At 61.8% G+C, this 15,242-nt stretch carries 14 protein-coding genes, 1 tRNA gene and 1 pseudogene; 11 read left to right on the forward strand and 5 right to left on the reverse strand.

Annotated features, from left to right (window positions below; translation table 11 throughout):
• Positions 1–250 precede the first annotated feature (250 nt).
• From C5F70_RS22995 to C5F70_RS23010, 4 genes are all read left to right on the forward strand, one after another.
• Positions 251–2,470 (forward strand): AsmA family protein, encoded by a 2,220-nt coding sequence (locus C5F70_RS22995; protein WP_102618614.1) that lies wholly within the window; start codon positions 251–253, stop codon positions 2,468–2,470.
• Complete coding sequence (mutY, locus tag C5F70_RS23000; protein ID WP_046490893.1) at positions 2,467–3,534, forward strand: A/G-specific adenine glycosylase; 1,068 nt, start codon at positions 2,467–2,469, stop codon at positions 3,532–3,534. The genes C5F70_RS22995 and mutY overlap by 4 nt, the downstream gene beginning before the upstream one ends.
• Positions 3,531–3,803, forward strand: a complete 273-nt coding sequence (locus tag C5F70_RS23005; protein ID WP_017849944.1) for an oxidative damage protection protein — start codon at positions 3,531–3,533, stop codon at positions 3,801–3,803. The genes mutY and C5F70_RS23005 overlap by 4 nt, the downstream gene beginning before the upstream one ends.
• Positions 3,804–3,906: 103 nt before the next feature.
• Positions 3,907–3,982 (forward strand) — tRNA-Phe (locus tag C5F70_RS23010).
• Positions 3,983–4,125: 143 nt separating this feature from the next.
• Here the strand turns inward: C5F70_RS23010 and C5F70_RS23015 are convergent.
• The 3 genes and pseudogenes from C5F70_RS23015 to C5F70_RS31240 all read right to left on the reverse strand — a co-directional run.
• Positions 4,126–5,733, reverse strand: a complete 1,608-nt coding sequence (locus C5F70_RS23015; RefSeq protein WP_017849945.1) for a glycosyltransferase family 39 protein — start codon at positions 5,731–5,733, stop codon at positions 4,126–4,128.
• A 78-nt stretch (positions 5,734–5,811) separates the two neighbouring features.
• The gene (locus tag C5F70_RS23020; protein ID WP_104904101.1) at positions 5,812–6,786 is read right to left on the reverse strand and encodes an arsenic resistance protein; all 975 of its coding nucleotides are present in this window, start codon (positions 6,784–6,786) and stop codon (positions 5,812–5,814) included.
• A 41-nt stretch (positions 6,787–6,827) separates the two neighbouring features.
• Positions 6,828–7,000 (reverse strand): annotated as a pseudogene (locus C5F70_RS31240) (type II toxin-antitoxin system RelE/ParE family toxin); the annotation flags it as partial.
• A 284-nt stretch (positions 7,001–7,284) separates the two neighbouring features.
• Here C5F70_RS31240 and C5F70_RS23030 point away from each other — a divergent pair.
• Both C5F70_RS23030 and C5F70_RS23035 read left to right on the forward strand, forming a co-directional pair.
• Positions 7,285–8,232 (forward strand): alpha/beta fold hydrolase, encoded by a 948-nt coding sequence (locus C5F70_RS23030; RefSeq protein WP_104904102.1) that lies wholly within the window; start codon positions 7,285–7,287, stop codon positions 8,230–8,232.
• Between the two features lie 69 nt (positions 8,233–8,301).
• On the forward strand, positions 8,302–8,715 hold the full coding sequence (locus C5F70_RS23035) for a hypothetical protein (RefSeq protein WP_104904103.1): 414 nt from the start codon (positions 8,302–8,304) through the stop codon (positions 8,713–8,715).
• Between the two features lie 140 nt (positions 8,716–8,855).
• Here C5F70_RS23035 and gabP read toward each other — a convergent pair whose 3' ends face one another.
• The gene (gabP, locus tag C5F70_RS23040) at positions 8,856–10,247 is read right to left on the reverse strand and encodes a GABA permease (RefSeq protein WP_017849950.1); all 1,392 of its coding nucleotides are present in this window, start codon (positions 10,245–10,247) and stop codon (positions 8,856–8,858) included.
• A gap of 190 nt (positions 10,248–10,437) precedes the next feature.
• Positions 10,438–10,623, reverse strand: a complete 186-nt coding sequence (locus C5F70_RS30660; RefSeq protein ID WP_158683878.1) for a hypothetical protein — start codon at positions 10,621–10,623, stop codon at positions 10,438–10,440.
• A gap of 179 nt (positions 10,624–10,802) precedes the next feature.
• Here C5F70_RS30660 and C5F70_RS23045 point away from each other — a divergent pair, with 179 nt between their 5' ends.
• The 5 genes from C5F70_RS23045 (at position 10,803) to C5F70_RS23065 (ending at position 15,008) form a co-directional block, all read left to right on the forward strand.
• Positions 10,803–11,576 carry an ABC transporter ATP-binding protein gene (locus C5F70_RS23045; RefSeq protein ID WP_017849951.1) on the forward strand — a complete coding sequence of 258 codons (774 nt, stop codon included), beginning with the start codon at positions 10,803–10,805 and terminating at the stop codon, positions 11,574–11,576.
• Between the two features lie 13 nt (positions 11,577–11,589).
• Entirely contained in the window at positions 11,590–12,342 is a 753-nt protein-coding gene (locus C5F70_RS23050; RefSeq protein WP_017849952.1) for an ABC transporter substrate-binding protein, read from the forward strand.
• Between the two features lie 74 nt (positions 12,343–12,416).
• Positions 12,417–13,112 carry an ABC transporter permease gene (locus tag C5F70_RS23055; protein WP_104904104.1) on the forward strand — a complete coding sequence of 232 codons (696 nt, stop codon included), beginning with the start codon at positions 12,417–12,419 and terminating at the stop codon, positions 13,110–13,112.
• Between the two features lie 38 nt (positions 13,113–13,150).
• Positions 13,151–13,840, forward strand: a complete 690-nt coding sequence (locus tag C5F70_RS23060) for an ABC transporter permease (RefSeq protein WP_104904590.1) — start codon at positions 13,151–13,153, stop codon at positions 13,838–13,840.
• A complete protein-coding gene (locus tag C5F70_RS23065; RefSeq protein WP_104904105.1) occupies positions 13,821–15,008 on the forward strand; it encodes a methyltransferase in 1,188 nt (395 codons plus the stop codon). The genes C5F70_RS23060 and C5F70_RS23065 overlap by 20 nt, the downstream gene beginning before the upstream one ends.
• Positions 15,009–15,242 lie beyond the last annotated feature (234 nt).

Here is a 15,242-nt window from a genome sequence, read left to right on the forward strand (position 1 = left end):
GTTTTGTTGAATAAAGCTCCATTTAAAGCGCGACGTTACGTCGCAGAAGGCGGACGAACGCGCAGAGATTAGCATCAGTGGATGACAGAAAAACCAAAATGCCACTACCTTTCGCGGATTTTTTGTGTTTTTTGACGCCAAAATACCGCCCCCTGCGCTAGATACAATGTAACGATCCGTGAACTGACGCAGGCCATCGGGCGCTATACTCTGCGGCTAAATTTTGAAATCGACATACAAGGACTCGCCCATGAAAGCGTTCGGCAAAATCCTGGGTCTGGTACTTCTCGGGCTGTTGCTGATCATTGTGGCTCTCGGCTTTGCCCTGACCCATCTCTTCGATCCCAACGACTACAAAGACGAGATTCGCCAGATTGCCCGCGACAAGGCCCACATCGAGCTGACGCTCAATGGCGACATCGGCTGGAGCCTGTTCCCCTGGCTGGGCCTGGAACTGCACGAAGCCAGCGTCGCGACCCTGACCAACCCGACCCAGCCGTTCGCCGATCTGCAGATGCTCGGCCTGTCGGTACGCGTGTTGCCGCTGCTGCGCCGCGAAGTGCAGATGAGCGATGTGCGCGTCGAAGGCCTGAACCTGCGCCTCAACCGCGACAAGCAAGGCCACGGCAACTGGGAAGACATCGGCAAGAACGCCCCCGAGGCGCCCACCGCTACGCCAACCCCCGTGCAAGCGACGGCACCGGTGACCGAGGTGAAGGCAGAGAAACCGCCGCAGCCCATCCGCCTGGACATCGACAGCCTGACCATCAACAACGCCCGCATCGAATACAACGATGAAGAGACCGGCAAGCAGTTCAGCGCCGAAAGCATCCAGCTGAGTGCAGGCGCCATCCACGAAGGGGCGAGCATTCCGCTGAAGCTCACCGCGTTCCTCGGCAGCAACCAGCCGGTCATGCGCGTCAAGACCGAACTCAACGGCAACCTGCGCATTCAGCGGGCGCTCAAGCGTTATCAGTTCGAAGACATGCGGTTCAGCGGCGAAGCCACCGGCGAGCCGCTGCAAGGCAAAACCGTGACCTTCTCCACCCAGGGCCAACTGCTGGTGGACCTGGCGGCCAACATTGCCGAGTGGACCAACCTGAAACTCTCGGCCAACCAGTTGCGCGCCCTCGGCGAACTGAAGGTCAATGACCTGGACAAGACCCCGCAGCTCAGCGGTGCCCTGTCGATCGCCCAGTTCGACCTGGCCAAGTTCCTCGACAGCATCGGCAACCCGCTGCCACCGATGGCCGAGGGCAGCCTGAGCAAAGTCGAGCTGGTCAGCCGCCTCCAAGGCACGCCGACCCGCCTGGCCCTGGAAGACCTCAACCTGAAACTCGACGGCAGCACCTTCACCGGCCGCGTTGCCGTGGACGATTTCGCCAAGCAATCGCTGCGCGTGCAACTCAAGGGCGACACCTTCAACGCCGACAATTACCTGCCGGCCAAGTCCGAGTCCGCCAAGGGGGCAACCGCCGCACGCCAGGCCGAAGTGCAGAACAGCGAAGCCGGCGCCATGGCCGCCGGTGGCACCACACCGCTGCCGGACGCCCCGACCAAAGGCGCCTGGAGCACCGACAAGCTGCTGCCGCTGACCCGCCTGCGCACGCTGGACGTGGAGGCCGACCTGGCCTTCGGCCAACTGACCCTGAGCAAGCTGCCGATCCAGAACGCCATGCTCAAGGCCAGCGGCCTCGACGGCCAGCTCAAGCTCGACAGCCTGAGCGGCGGCCTCTACAACGGCAGCTTCCAGGCCAATGGCAGCCTCGATGTGCGCCAGGACATTCCAGTGCTGGCCCTGCAAAGCCAGATCAAGCAAGTGCCGGTCGAGCGCATCCTGCAAGCCCAGGGGCAGACGCCGCCGGTCAAGGGCCAGATCACCCTCGACAGCAACCTCAGCGGCCGCGGCAACAGCCAAAAGGCACTGATCGACAGCCTCAACGGCAACGCCAGCTTCGTGATCAACAACGGCGTGCTGCTCAACGCCAACCTTGAACAGCAACTGTGTACCGGCATCGCCCTGCTCAACCGCAAGACCTTGAGCAGCGAGCCACGGGCCAAGGACACCCCGTTCCAGGAACTCAGGGGCAACCTGACGTTGCGCAACGGCGTGGCCAACAACCCCGACCTGAAGGTGCGTATCCCCGGCCTTACGGTCAACGGCAACGGCGACATCGACCTGCGCGTGCTGGGCATGGATTATCGCGTCGGCATCATCGTCGAGGGCGATCAACGCGAAGTGCCGGACCCCGCCTGCGAGGTAGGCGCCAACTTCCAGGGCATCGAAGTGCCGCTGCGCTGCCGTGGCCCGCTGGAGCTGGGCGCCAAGGCGTGCCGCCTGGACAAGGACGGCCTCGGCCAGGTCGCCATCAAGGCCGCTGGCAACCGCCTCAACGAGAAGCTGGAAGAGAAGCTCGACAAAGTTAACCCGCAGTTGAAAGACGCGTTGAAAGGCCTGTTCAAACGATGAGAAACGAGCAGTTTTCCGAGGCGGTACTGAACTGGTACGACCGCCACGGTCGCCATGACCTGCCCTGGCAACAGGGCATCACGCCCTACCGGGTGTGGGTTTCGGAGATCATGCTGCAACAGACCCAGGTCAGCACCGTGCTCAATTACTTCGACCGTTTCATGGCCTCCCTGCCAACGGTCGAAGCCCTGGCGGCCGCGCCGGAAGACGAGGTGCTGCACCTGTGGACCGGCCTCGGCTATTACACCCGGGCGCGCAACCTGCAGAAGACCGCGAAGATTGTCGTGGCCGAGCACGGCGGCGAGTTTCCCCGCGACGTGGAAAAGCTCACCGAACTGCCCGGCATCGGCCTGTCCACCGCCGGCGCGATCGCCAGCCTGAGCATGGGCCTGCGCGCGCCGATCCTCGATGGCAACGTCAAACGCGTGCTGGCACGCTTTACCGCGCAGGAGGGCTACCCCGGCGAACCCAAAGTGGCCAAACAGCTCTGGGCCACCGCAGAGCGTTTCACGCCCCATGATCGCGTCAACGCCTACACCCAGGCAATGATGGACATGGGCGCCACCCTGTGTACCCGCAGCAAGCCCAGTTGCCTGTTATGCCCGCTGGAAAAAGGCTGCGAAGCCCACATGCTCGGCCTGGAGACGCGCTACCCGATCCCCAAGCCGCGCAAGAGCATCCCCCAGAAGCGCACGCTGATGCCCATGCTGGCCAATGGCGACGGCGCGATCCTGCTTTACCGTCGCCCGTCCACGGGCCTGTGGGGCGGTTTGTGGAGCCTGCCGGAGCTGGACGACCTGCAAGACCTCGAACACCTCGCCCACCAGCACGCGCTGGAGCTGGGCAAACAACAGGAACTGCCGGGGCTGATCCATACCTTCAGCCACTTCCAGCTGGCCATCGAACCCTGGCTGGTCCAGGTCGAGGAATCCGCCCATCACGTGGCCGAGGCCGACTGGCTCTGGTATAACCTCGCCACCCCGCCGCGCCTGGGCCTTGCCGCCCCGGTGAAAAAACTGCTGAAGCGCGCGGCCGACGTATTGAACGCAGGAGTTTCGTCATGACCCGCACCATCATCTGCCGCAAGTACCACGAAGAACTGCCCGCCCTGGAGCGCGCCCCGTTCCCGGGTGCCAAGGGCCAGGACATTTTCGATCACGTCTCCGCCAAGGCCTGGGCCGACTGGCAGAAACACCAGACCCTGCTGATCAACGAAAAACGCCTGAACATGATGAACGCCGAAGACCGCAAATACCTGCAAGGCGAGATGGACAAGTTCTTTTCCGGCGAGGATTACGCCAAGGCCGAAGGCTACGTGCCGCCTGCTCAATAATTGAGCAAAAACCGGGGTCGGCACGTAAGCGACGGTAATAATTAAATATTTTTTGAAAACTTGCTTGACGCCCCCCTGAAAAACCCGTTTAATGCGCCCCGTTGCCCAGATAGCTCAGTCGGTAGAGCAGGGGATTGAAAATCCCCGTGTCGGCGGTTCGATTCCGTCTCTGGGCACCACTATTAAGTTTCAGGTGGTGCAACGATCATCTGAAACACCCAAAAAACCCGCCTAGTGCGGGTTTTTTGTTGCCTTCGATTTACCCATCCCGAACCGGGGTGGCTCACCACCACCCCAGTACGCAATACCCGCCTCGCGCCGCCTACTTGAGCAAGAACACCAACAACGGATTGTCGTTCAGTCGCCCATTGAACATCGGCGCCAGGTGTTCCACCGGTGTGCCCTTCAACTGCTCGGTTTCCTTGCGCGCCACGATCACCCAGGACGGCCGTGGCAGCGAGTCCAACTGATCGAGCTGGTTACGCCCGATGAACAGCGGTTGCTCGTCGTGATCCAGGTTCATCATGTAGCGCACGGCCCAGGTGTCCCGCGCAAGGCCGACAAACACCAACGGTCCCGGCTCTTGTGCGCGAAGCGCTTCCACCTGACTGACAAATTGCCGGGTGTCGAACTGCAGGTCCTTGGCCGGCTCTACCACGGTCACCAGCAACAACCACTGCGCCGCCAGTGCGATCGCGCTGAGCCACACCAAACGCCCGGCGCGACGCCAGGCGATCAATACCGCCCCCTGCAGGATCACCAGCACGCCGATCAGCAACGGCAACGAAACGTCCGGCCAGTAACCGTGCTTCTGCCACCCATGCCGACACACGAAGACTACAACCACGCACAACGCCGGCAGCGCCGCGACAAGCCATGTGTAACAGCGACGCACCCCGACGAACCAGTTCTGTGCGTGGAGCAGCCCATAGGCAGCGACAGCGGCAAACATCGGCACCATGGGCAGGATGTAATAAGCGCGCTTGAAGTGCGGCACCGACAGCCCGAGCAGAATCATCAAGCCGCAGGCGCCGAGCCGCACGACCAGTTGCACGTCGTCATTGCCCCAGCGTTCCGGCCAGCGATGACGCAACGCAACCATGCTCGCCAACGCCATGGGGACCACCGGGAAGTAACGGTACAGACTCAGCTGGAAGTAGAAATAGAACGGTTCGCCGATTTCATCGAGACGCCCGCCAACCTGCATCTTGAACACTTCATCGGCAAAGGCCTGGCCCCCACTGATCCGCGCCAACTGCATCAGCAGCCACCAGCAACACGCCAACAGCAGCAACCCGATAACGCCGTGGATCAGCACTTGCCTGACCCGCTCCCCCGGACGACCCAACGCCCAATACACGCAGGCCACCCCACAGACTTCGATCAAGCCCAATGGCCCGCGAATCGCAAAGCCCAGGATAAACAGCGGGAACACCGCCAGTTGCCGCAGCCTCGAGCCAAGGCGTTCGCCACTGTGCAGCAGGTAGAAGCTGCCTACGCACAACAGCGCCACCATCTGATCCAGGCACACCGAGCGCGACTTTTCGAGCAACTGGGTGGTGAGCAAGGTCAGCAGCACCGTCAACAGCGCCCAGGCGCGACTGGAAGGCGCCAGCAAGCGATAGATCAGCGCCACCACTCCGGCAGAGGCCAGCGCAGTGGGCAGGACGTTCGCCAGGTGGTTGGGCGCACCGAACAGCCGGGCGAATACAAAACTGAAGAACGTCGCCGTACCGGGATAATCCGCGTAGGGCTGGCCGTAGGTGGTGGGGAAAAGACTCGCCCCATGGCGAAACATTTCCTGCATGAACAACGCCCAGCGTCCGTCAAATCCCTGAGGCTGCTGGTCCCAGATCCCCAACGTAAATAACAACAAAGCAATCAGAAAAATGCCCAGAGACTCCAGGCGAAAAGAGTTGCGCTGATCCATCGGTTGTCCTGCCAGGTAGTGAGCGGCGGCTTATGGTGCCCAACACATCCCAAATAGCGCCTGAACAACCCTGAACATTCATGTGCCCGGCCGATCTGCGCGCCACACCAGCGTCGGGATCAGGCGAACGTAGATCAGCTCGCCAATCAACTCGACCAGGGTTTGCAGGATCACCGCCGTCGCAGCCAACCCGCGCACGCCTTCGGGCAACGCCAGCGCGAGGGGCAACACCACCAGCGAGTTACGCGTCGCCGCGCTGAACGTCACCGCGCGCGCCGTCACCGCCGGCAGCGCGAACAGGCGCGCGGCGAACATCCCCATCAATGGCGCCAACAGCACGAAGCCAACGTAGACCGGAATCACCGGCAGCAACAGGCTGATATCGCGCACCACCGCGGTGATTTGCGAGCCGATCACCACAAACAGCACCGCGGCCATCGCCGGCACCGGCAACCAGGCCCAGGCATCGTTCCAGGCGTTGACGACCGAGGATCGCCGCGCCAGCGAGGTGGTGATCACCGCCAGCACCATCGGCACCACGATCAATAACAGGAACGCCTCGACAAACGGCCGCACCTCCACCACCACCGCGGACTGCGCGCCCAACATCAACCCCAGGTACACCGGCAACAACACCAACTGCAGCAACAACAGCAGCGGCGTCGCGGCCAGCATCAAGCGCGAATCGCCCTTGCCGATATGGGTAAACACCACCACGTAGTCGATACACGGCGTCAGCAACACCAGCAACGCCCCCACCAGCAACGCCGGGCGCTCCACCAGGCCACGCGTCAGTAGCCACACCAGCACGGGCACGAGAACGAAATTGGCCAGCAGCAACGCCGCCAGGAACCGCTGGTTGCCCACGCCTTGGCGCAGCTGCAGAAACGGGATTTGCAGGAACATCGCATACATCAGCACCGCGATGGCCGGCGTGACCAGCACGCCGAGGCCATGCGCCAATGACGGCGCGAGCAGACCGAAAGCGGCGGCCAGGAGGACGGTGGCGAAGTAGATGGGAATCTGGTGGTGTTCGAGGGTGTCGCGGGTCATCAGGACGCTCTCGCTGATTGCAAAGGCGCAAGCCTAAGCATCTACTGGCGTGAGGTCGAGTGGTGTGGCCCGATCACATCCCTGGGATATTCCTGGCGAGTGTGTAACACCATCACTATCTCAACGTGCTCCGTCACCCGATAGACCACCAGTAGTTTGGATGAACAACCATTTCCCGAGTACCAGACAAGCGACCGTGCTTGAATCCGTATGGCAACGGTCGTAGCTGGCAGCTTGCTCTTCTGTTTCAAACTCCGAAACGATGGGAGAACGTGGAATGCTCATAGAGACCTCCGTAATGGATGCCTGCCAGTCTAATCTGTCCATGGTTGGCTGTCGTTTCTCTCAGATGCGTGGTTTTTTCGGAACAAGCCACTGTGCGCGGGCGTTGTAGGCGTTGTGAGCGCCAGAGATTAGTGAGTCAGCGGAACGAAGTACAAGTGCTGGCAAACTGGCCAACCATTACCAAAAATAAAAAATCGGCACAGGCCCAAAACGATGAATTTGAATGATGCCTCTTCGCTAACGCCTGCAACTCAACCCAGCCAAAACACTTCCTTCAGAGCACCCGCCGCAGACGGCTACCCGCTTGGCGGCTTCACCTGGCGCCATATCCGAAGCGACCCTACACGCCCGGTCGTCATCATCAACGCCGCCACCTCCGTGCGCTGTCGCCACTATTCACGCTTCGCCGACTACCTGTTCGCCAACGGCTTCGATGTCATCACCTACGACTATCGCGGCATCGGCGAGTCCCGCCGTGGCTCGCTGCGAGGCTTCAAGGCCTCATGGTCGGATTGGGGCCGCCTGGATTTCGAGGCGATATTGCAGCGGGCGCAGCGCGAGTTCCCGGGGCAGCCGATCGACGTGGTCGGTCACAGCTTCGGCGGCTGCGCAGCGGGGCTGGGGGCGTCCGGCGCAGTGATCCGGCGCCTGGTGACGGTGGGCGCGCAATTCGCCTACTGGCGCGATTACGCAGCGAGCGGGCGCTGGCGCATGGTTGGCAAGTGGCACGTGGTGATGCCACTGGTGACGGCGCTGTTCGGCTACTTCCCGGGCAAGCGCCTGGGCTGGCTGGAGGATACGCCGGCCGGCGTGGTGCGGGACTGGGGCACGCCGACGCCGAGCTATGAAACACGGCCCAGCGGGCGCGCCTTGGGTGAACTGCCGTTTGCCCGGGTAACGGCGCAGGTGCTGGCGATCAGCATCACCGACGATCCCTTCGGCACCGTGCCGGCCATCGAGCGCTTGCTGAGCTACTTCGCCAGCAGCGAACGCACTCACCTGCGCATCGCCCCTGACGATATCGGAGAAACACAGGTCGGACATTTCGCGTTCTTTCGCAGCGAGTATGAGGATCGGCTGTGGCCGATTGCGCTGGCATGGCTGAAACACGGCGCGCTAACACCCGGCACACCGGGCCGTCGCATAACGGCGCGCGTCTAGAACCTCTTGGGATTTCCCTCAACCTGCGCTTCAATACCCACCCAGATCCTGAACCAAGGACGTGAGCCCATGGCCTCGCCGAACAAGCAGCAAAAACGTGCCCACCGGGCAAAGGCCAAGGCCAAGCAAAACCGTACCCAACGCACCGTCGCGAGCAAGCCGGATGCATTTGCCGGCGATGACAGCCGCATCGATCTTGAGTCGGTGGATTTGACTGAATTGTTTGTCGAGATGCGTACTGCCGGCGAAATCAGCCAGCAAGCGCTGTGCGCGGCATTCCTGGCGCACCCGCTGTTGGCATTGGTGCTGGAGCAGGAAGGCGAAGAAGAGGCCACCGACTTTATCCTGGCGGCACTGATCGAATATCGGCAGTGGGCTACCGACACCGAGGATGAAGCGGCAGCCCTGGCGTGGGTCGAGTCGCCGCAGTTCCAGGCGGATTACGTCGCCGCATCCCAGGCGCTGGTGATTTCCCAAGACTGACGCAAAACGCAATGTGGGAGGGGGCTTGCCCCCGATTGCGGTGTGCCAGTCGACATCTAATTGACTGATACACCGCTATCGGGGGCAAGCCCCCTCCCACATTTGAACTGCGGCGCAATCAAGCACCGCACTCCATCACATCAATTCAGTACTGCAGCGCCTACGCTCTGGGCCTTGCGACGGCTCGAAACGAGCAGCCCCGCCGCCACCACCAGCAAGCTCAAGACCCCGGTCGCGATGATCTCGACCCGATGGGCTTCCTGGAACAGCATGATCCCCAGCGTACCGACGATGAACACCATCACCGCGTAGGTCAGGCCTGGGAACAACCACATTTTGAACGCGAGCGTCTCGCCCGCCGCAGTACGCTTCTGACGCATGCGCAGTTGCGACACCGCAATCACCAGGTACACCAGCAACGCAATGGCGCCGGAACTGGCGAGCAGGAATTCGAACACCGCCGCCGGTGCCACGTAGTTGGCGAAGACCGCCAGGAACGCTGCGCCGGTGGACAGCATCACCGCCCAGTAAGGCGTGCCGCTTTTGTTGGTGCGCTTGGACACGGCGGGTGCATCACCACGACGGCCCAGGGAAAACAGCATGCGCGAGGCGGTGTACAGCGCCGAGTTGAGGCAGCTGGTCACGGCAACCAAGACCACCAGGTCAACGATCAGCTTGGCATTCGGGATGCCCATGCTTTCCAGCACTGTCTGGTAGGAACCTACGGCAGCCAGGGTCGGATCGTTCCAAGGCACCAGGGACACCACGATGAAGATCGACAGCAGGTAGAACAAACCAATCCGCCAGATCACCGAGTTGGTGGCCTTGGTGATCTGCTGGCCCGGGTCCTTCGACTCGGCGGCCGCGATGGTGACAATCTCGGTGCCCATGAACGAGAACATGGTGGTCAGGATGGCCGCCAGCACCGCGCCCATGCCGTTCGGCATGAAGCCCTGGGTGTCGAACAGGTGCGAGACACCGCTGACCTGGCTGGTCGGCAGGAAGCCGAAGATCGCCAGCAGGCCGAGGATCACAAAGCCCACGATCGCGACGACTTTGATCAGCGCGAACCAGAACTCGAACTCACCGTAGTGCTTCACGCTGAACAGGTTGGTCGCCGTCAGCAGCAAGGTGATGATCAGGGTAAACGCCCAGATGGCCACGCCGGGGAACCAGGCATGGAGGATGGTCGCGGCGGCGTTGGCTTCCAATGGAATCACCAGCACCCAGAACCACCAGTACAGCCAGCCGATGGTGAAACCGGCCCAGTGACCGATCGCCCGATCGGCGTAGGTAGAGAACGAACCGGTGTCCGGCGACGCCACGGCCATTTCGGCCAACATCCGCATCACCAAGACCACCAGCGCACCGGCGGCGGCATACGCCAGCAGTACCGCAGGGCCGGCGGCGGCGATCGCGTGGCCGGAGCCGACAAACAAACCGGCACCGATGACGCCGGCAATCGACAACATGGTGACGTGACGCGGTTTGAGCCCCTGTTCGAGGTCATTGGAGCTATGCGTACTACTCATTGACACACCTTTAAACGAGGAATTGCGAAAACGGTCCGCCCGGCGCGTGCCTTTTACGTGAAAAGAAACAAACAGGGCGTTCTTTATTTTTTACGCAATATTTGCGCCAAAATGTTACAAAACCCCGATTGACGCGGGCTGTAGGACGATCCAGCAGCCCTCGCAAGTCATTGAGAATGCTGGCATTCCGCTACAGCGTTACCGAGCGACTCACTTTTACCCGAACGCGCGCACCACAAATACACACAAAAAGTACCTGACGCCCCATAAAAGGGCCGATGATCACCGTTTGCCCGGTTAACCCTTCCAACACCCGCCCAAAGCTGGCACCATCGCGCCCTTTTTCACGCGAAGCCTGCGGGTTTTTCAGGTTCAAACGGCTGTTCGGTTGTTGATGGCGCGACACGCCGCTGTGTCGATGCGACACCTTGCCGCAGGCCACCTGTTAAGCATCCGCCGCGCTGTTGGCTGCCATCCGGACGCTATGCTAGGTTGGCGCCTCGCCAGGAAGGCGACCCAACAGCAGGAACGCAACGAACACAATGAGGACCGCACATGGCTCTGGCCGCGCCCGCGCTTGAAATCCGCAACTTGCATAAACGCTATGGTGAGCTGGAGGTACTCAAAGGTATCTCGCTGACCGCTCGCGACGGCGATGTGATCTCGATCCTGGGTTCCTCCGGTTCCGGCAAGTCCACATTCCTGCGCTGCATCAACCTGCTGGAAAACCCGCACCAGGGCCAGATCCTGGTGGCTGGCGAAGAGCTCAAGCTCAAGGCCGCGAAGAACGGCGAGCTGATAGCCGCCGACGGCAAGCAGATCAACCGCCTGCGCAGCGAAATCGGGTTTGTGTTTCAAAACTTTAACCTGTGGCCGCACATGAGCATCCTCGACAACATCATCGAGGCCCCACGCCGTGTGCTCGGCCAGAGCAAGGCCGAAGCCATCGAAGTGGCCGAAGCCCTGCTGGCCAAGGTCGGCATCGGCGACAAGCGTCACGCCTACCCCGCGCAATTGTCCGGCGGCCAGCAGCAGCGGGCGGCCATCGCGCGTACCCTGGCGATGCAGCCGAAAGTCATCCTGTTCGACGAACCCACCTCGGCCCTTGACCCGGAAATGGTCCAGGAAGTACTTAATGTGATCCGCGCGCTGGCCGAAGAAGGCCGCACCATGCTGCTGGTCACCCATGAAATGGGCTTCGCCCGCCAGGTGTCCAGTGAAGTGGTGTTCTTGCACCAAGGCCTGGTCGAAGAGCAAGGATCGCCACAGCAGGTGTTTGAAAACCCGCTTTCGGCGCGCTGCAAACAATTCATGTCCAGCAACCGCTAACGGAGCAACATGCATGCAGAACTATAAAAAATTCCTTCTGGCCGCGGCCGTTTCGATGGCGTTCAGCGCCTCGGCCATGGCAGAAACCCTGAAAATGGGGATCGAAGCGGCCTACCCGCCGTTCAACAATAAAGATGCCAGCGGCAACGTCGTCGGCTTCGACAAAGACATCGGCGACGCCCTGTGCGCCAAGATGAAAGTCGAGAAGTGCGAAGTGTATGTATCGGACTGGGACGGCATCATCCCGGCGCTGAACGCGAAGAAATTCGACTTCCTGGTGTCCTCGCTGTCGATCACCGACGAGCGCAAGCAGGCCGTCGACTTCACCGACCCGTACTACTCCAACAAGCTGCAGTTCATCGCACCTAAAGCCACGGCAGACTTCAAGACCGACGCGGCCTACCTGAAAGGCAAGATCATCGGCGCACAACGCGCGACGTTGGCCGGCACCTACCTGGAAGACAAGCTGCCAGACACCACCAGCAAGCTCTACGACACCCAGGAAAACGCCTACCTCGACCTGACGTCCGGCCGCCTGGACGGCATCCTCGCCGACAAGTACGTGCAGTACGAATGGCTCAAGAGCAAAGACGGTTCTGCCTACGAATTCAAGGGCGACCCGGTGGTCGAGAGCGACAAGATCGGTATCGCCGTGCGCAAAGGCGACCCGCTGCGCGAACGCCTGAACAAAGCCCTGGCAGAGATCAAGGCCGACGGCACCTACAAGAAGATCAACGACAAGTACTTCCCTTTCAGCATCGAATGATCTGAACGGTATGCCCGACGCGCTCCCAGGGGCGCGTCGGCTTTCAGCTTTGCCTGCCGCGATATGAAAACACCATGAATTTCGATCTCTACGGATTCGGCCCGGCGCTCGCCGCCGGCGCGCTGATGACCGTCAAGCTGGCGCTCACGGCCCTGTGCCTGGGGCTGGTACTTGGCCTGGCCGGCGCTTTGGCCAAGACGTCCCCATACAAGCCGCTGCAGTGGCTGGGCGGGGCTTACTCGACCCTCGTTCGCGGTATTCCCGAGCTGTTGTGGGTGTTGCTGATTTATTTCGGCACGGTCAACCTGATGCGTGCCCTCGGGGAGTTTTTCGGTAACCCCGACCTTTCCCTCAGCGCCTTCGCCGCCGGGGTCATCGCCCTGGGCCTGTGCTTTGGCGCCTACGCCACGGAAGTGTTCCGTGGCGCGATCCTCGCCATTCCCAAGGGCCACCGTGAAGCCGGTGTGGCATTGGGCCTGTCGAAGTTTCGCATCTTCACCCGCTTGATCATGCCGCAGATGTGGCGCATCGCCCTGCCGGGCCTGGGCAACCTGTTCATGATCCTGATGAAAGACACCGCGCTGGTATCGGTGATCGGCCTCGAAGAAATCATGCGCCATGCGCAGATCGGCGTGACCGTGACCAAGCAGCCGTTCACCTTCTTCATGGTGGCGGCGTTCATGTACCTGGGCCTCACCGTGCTGGCCATGACTGGCATGCACTTCCTGGAAAAACGCGCCAGTCGCGGCTTTGCAAGGAGCACCCAATGAACGGCGACTACAGCTGGCTGTCCCATTTCGACCTGGGCCTGAACTGGGCCGTGATCATCAAGTGGCTGCCCAAACTGGCCCAGGGCGCGACCCTCACCCTCGAGCTGGTGGCCATTGCGGTGATTGCCGGCCTGCTGCTGGCGATCCCGCTGGGCATCGCCCGCTCTTCGCGCCGCTGGTACGTGCGGACCCTGCCCTATTGCTACATTTTCTTCTTTCGCGGCACGCCGTTGCTGGTGCAACTGTTCCTGGTCTACTACGGCCTGGCGCAGTTCGATGCGGTGCGTAACAGCTTCATGTGGCCGTACCTGCGCGATCCGTTCTGGTGCGCCACCGCCACCATGACCCTGCACACCGCCGCCTATATCGCCGAAATCCTGCGCGGTGCGATCCAGGCCATCCCGCCGGGTGAAATCGAAGCGGCGCGGGCCCTGGGCATGTCCAGGCCGAAGACGCTGTTCTACATCATCCTGCCGCGCGCCTCGCGCATCGGCCTGCCGGCGTACAGCAACGAAGTGATCCTGATGCTCAAGGCCAGCGCCCTGGCCAGCACCGTGACGCTGCTCGAACTGACTGGCATGGCGCGCACCATCATTGCGCGCACGTACCTGCCAGTGGAGATCTTCTTCGCCGCCGGGATGTTCTACCTGCTGATGGCCTATGTGCTGGTGCGCGGTTTCAAACTGCTGGAACGCTGGCTGCGGGTCGATGCTTGCCAGGGACGTTGAAGCGCACTTCCAGGCGCTGGATGCGTTCCTCAGCGAACACCAGGGGCTGTGGCGACCACGGCCCTTCACGCATCGCCAGTTACCCTGGGAATCCCAACATCCCGCGCTCGCCCAGTGGCTGCGCTGGCGCTCGCTGGCCGACGCGGAAAGCAGCCACAACCGGCCCCATGAGCTGCCCGCCCCGGCGCCTTTTCCACAGCTGGCCGCGCAGGCGCAGCGCCTCAGTGCTGTGGATAAGTTACCGACGCGGCCCCTGGCACCCGCCCGCCAGCGCCTGAACGTCGATGTGCCCGGCCGCAAGTGGCAACAGATCGAAGCCTTCGGCGCCGCCCTGGGGTTCGCGCAACCACCGCGGCACTGGCTGGACTGGTGCGCCGGCAAAGGCCACCTCGGCCGCCGCCTGCTGCACAGCGGGCAGCAAGTGACCTGCCTGGAATACGATCCGGCCCTGATCGCCGCCGGGCAGGCCTTGAGCGACCACCACCAACTGCCCGTCACCCATCACCTGCAAGACGTACTGGCCGACGTGACAGTCAGCGCCGAACACACACCCGTCGCCCTGCACGCCTGCGGCGACCTGCACGTGCGTCTGCTGCAACTGGCCAGCACTGCCGGCTGCAAGCAACTGGCGCTGGCACCCTGCTGCTACAACCGCATCCGCACCGACCGCTATCAGCCACTGTCGAGCGTCGGCCGCGCTTCGGCGTTGCGCTTATCGGTGGATGACCTGGGGCTGCCCCTCAGTGAAACCGTCACTGCCGGCAAGCGGGTGCGCCGGCAACGGGATACGTCCATGGCCAGGCGCCTGGGTTTCGATCACTTGCAGCGCCAATTGCGCCATTGCGACACGTACCTGCCCACGCCGTCCCTGCCCGCCAGTTGGCTGGATAAACCCTTCGCCGACTATTGCCGCGAGTTGGCCGGCCTCAAAGGTTTATCCACAGGCGAGCAGGATTGGACAGCGCTGGAGGCACACGGCTGGCGGCGCTTGGCGGAGGTCAGAAACCTGGAACTGCTGCGAGGGTTGTTCCGCCGCCCGCTGGAGCTGTGGCTGGTGCTGGATCGGGCTCTGTTTCTGCGGGAACAGGGCTACACCGTGGCGGTAGGCAGTTTCTGCGAAACCACCCTGACCCCACGCAACCTTATGGTGCTGGCTGAGCGCGATTAAAGCGCATTTTTTCCTACGCGCGCCCTGTGGATAACTCTGTTGATGAAATCCTTACAGAAGCTGTAACCATCTGCGCTACAGGCCAAATGCCATGCTGATCATTTTTTGTGCAGCGAATAAAACGCACGCAAAACAGGCGGTTGCGCCATATTGAGAATGGCTCCACCCAGACCCCACTCGATGCCATCGGCGACCTGCCGATTGTGCATAAGCATTTCGCGTTCAGCGCATAAA

This window comes from Pseudomonas sp. LH1G9, from assembly GCF_002949975.1.
GTDB lineage: Bacteria > Pseudomonadota > Gammaproteobacteria > Pseudomonadales > Pseudomonadaceae > Aquipseudomonas > Aquipseudomonas veronii.

Coding starts and splice junctions, on each gene's coding strand:
- C5F70_RS22995 (WP_102618614.1), top strand. CDS start 251: ATGAAAGCGTTCGGCAAAATCCTGGGTCTGGTACTTCTCGGGCTGTTG.
- mutY (WP_046490893.1), top strand. CDS start 2,467: ATGAGAAACGAGCAGTTTTCCGAGGCGGTACTGAACTGGTACGACCGC.
- C5F70_RS23005 (WP_017849944.1), top strand. CDS start 3,531: ATGACCCGCACCATCATCTGCCGCAAGTACCACGAAGAACTGCCCGCC.
- C5F70_RS23015 (WP_017849945.1), bottom strand. CDS start 5,733: ATGGATCAGCGCAACTCTTTTCGCCTGGAGTCTCTGGGCATTTTTCTG.
- C5F70_RS23020 (WP_104904101.1), bottom strand. CDS start 6,786: ATGACCCGCGACACCCTCGAACACCACCAGATTCCCATCTACTTCGCC.
- C5F70_RS23030 (WP_104904102.1), top strand. CDS start 7,285: ATGAATTTGAATGATGCCTCTTCGCTAACGCCTGCAACTCAACCCAGC.
- C5F70_RS23035 (WP_104904103.1), top strand. CDS start 8,302: ATGGCCTCGCCGAACAAGCAGCAAAAACGTGCCCACCGGGCAAAGGCC.
- gabP (WP_017849950.1), bottom strand. CDS start 10,247: ATGAGTAGTACGCATAGCTCCAATGACCTCGAACAGGGGCTCAAACCG.
- C5F70_RS23045 (WP_017849951.1), top strand. CDS start 10,803: ATGGCTCTGGCCGCGCCCGCGCTTGAAATCCGCAACTTGCATAAACGC.
- C5F70_RS23050 (WP_017849952.1), top strand. CDS start 11,590: ATGCAGAACTATAAAAAATTCCTTCTGGCCGCGGCCGTTTCGATGGCG.
- C5F70_RS23055 (WP_104904104.1), top strand. CDS start 12,417: ATGAATTTCGATCTCTACGGATTCGGCCCGGCGCTCGCCGCCGGCGCG.
- C5F70_RS23065 (WP_104904105.1), top strand. CDS start 13,821: ATGCTTGCCAGGGACGTTGAAGCGCACTTCCAGGCGCTGGATGCGTTC.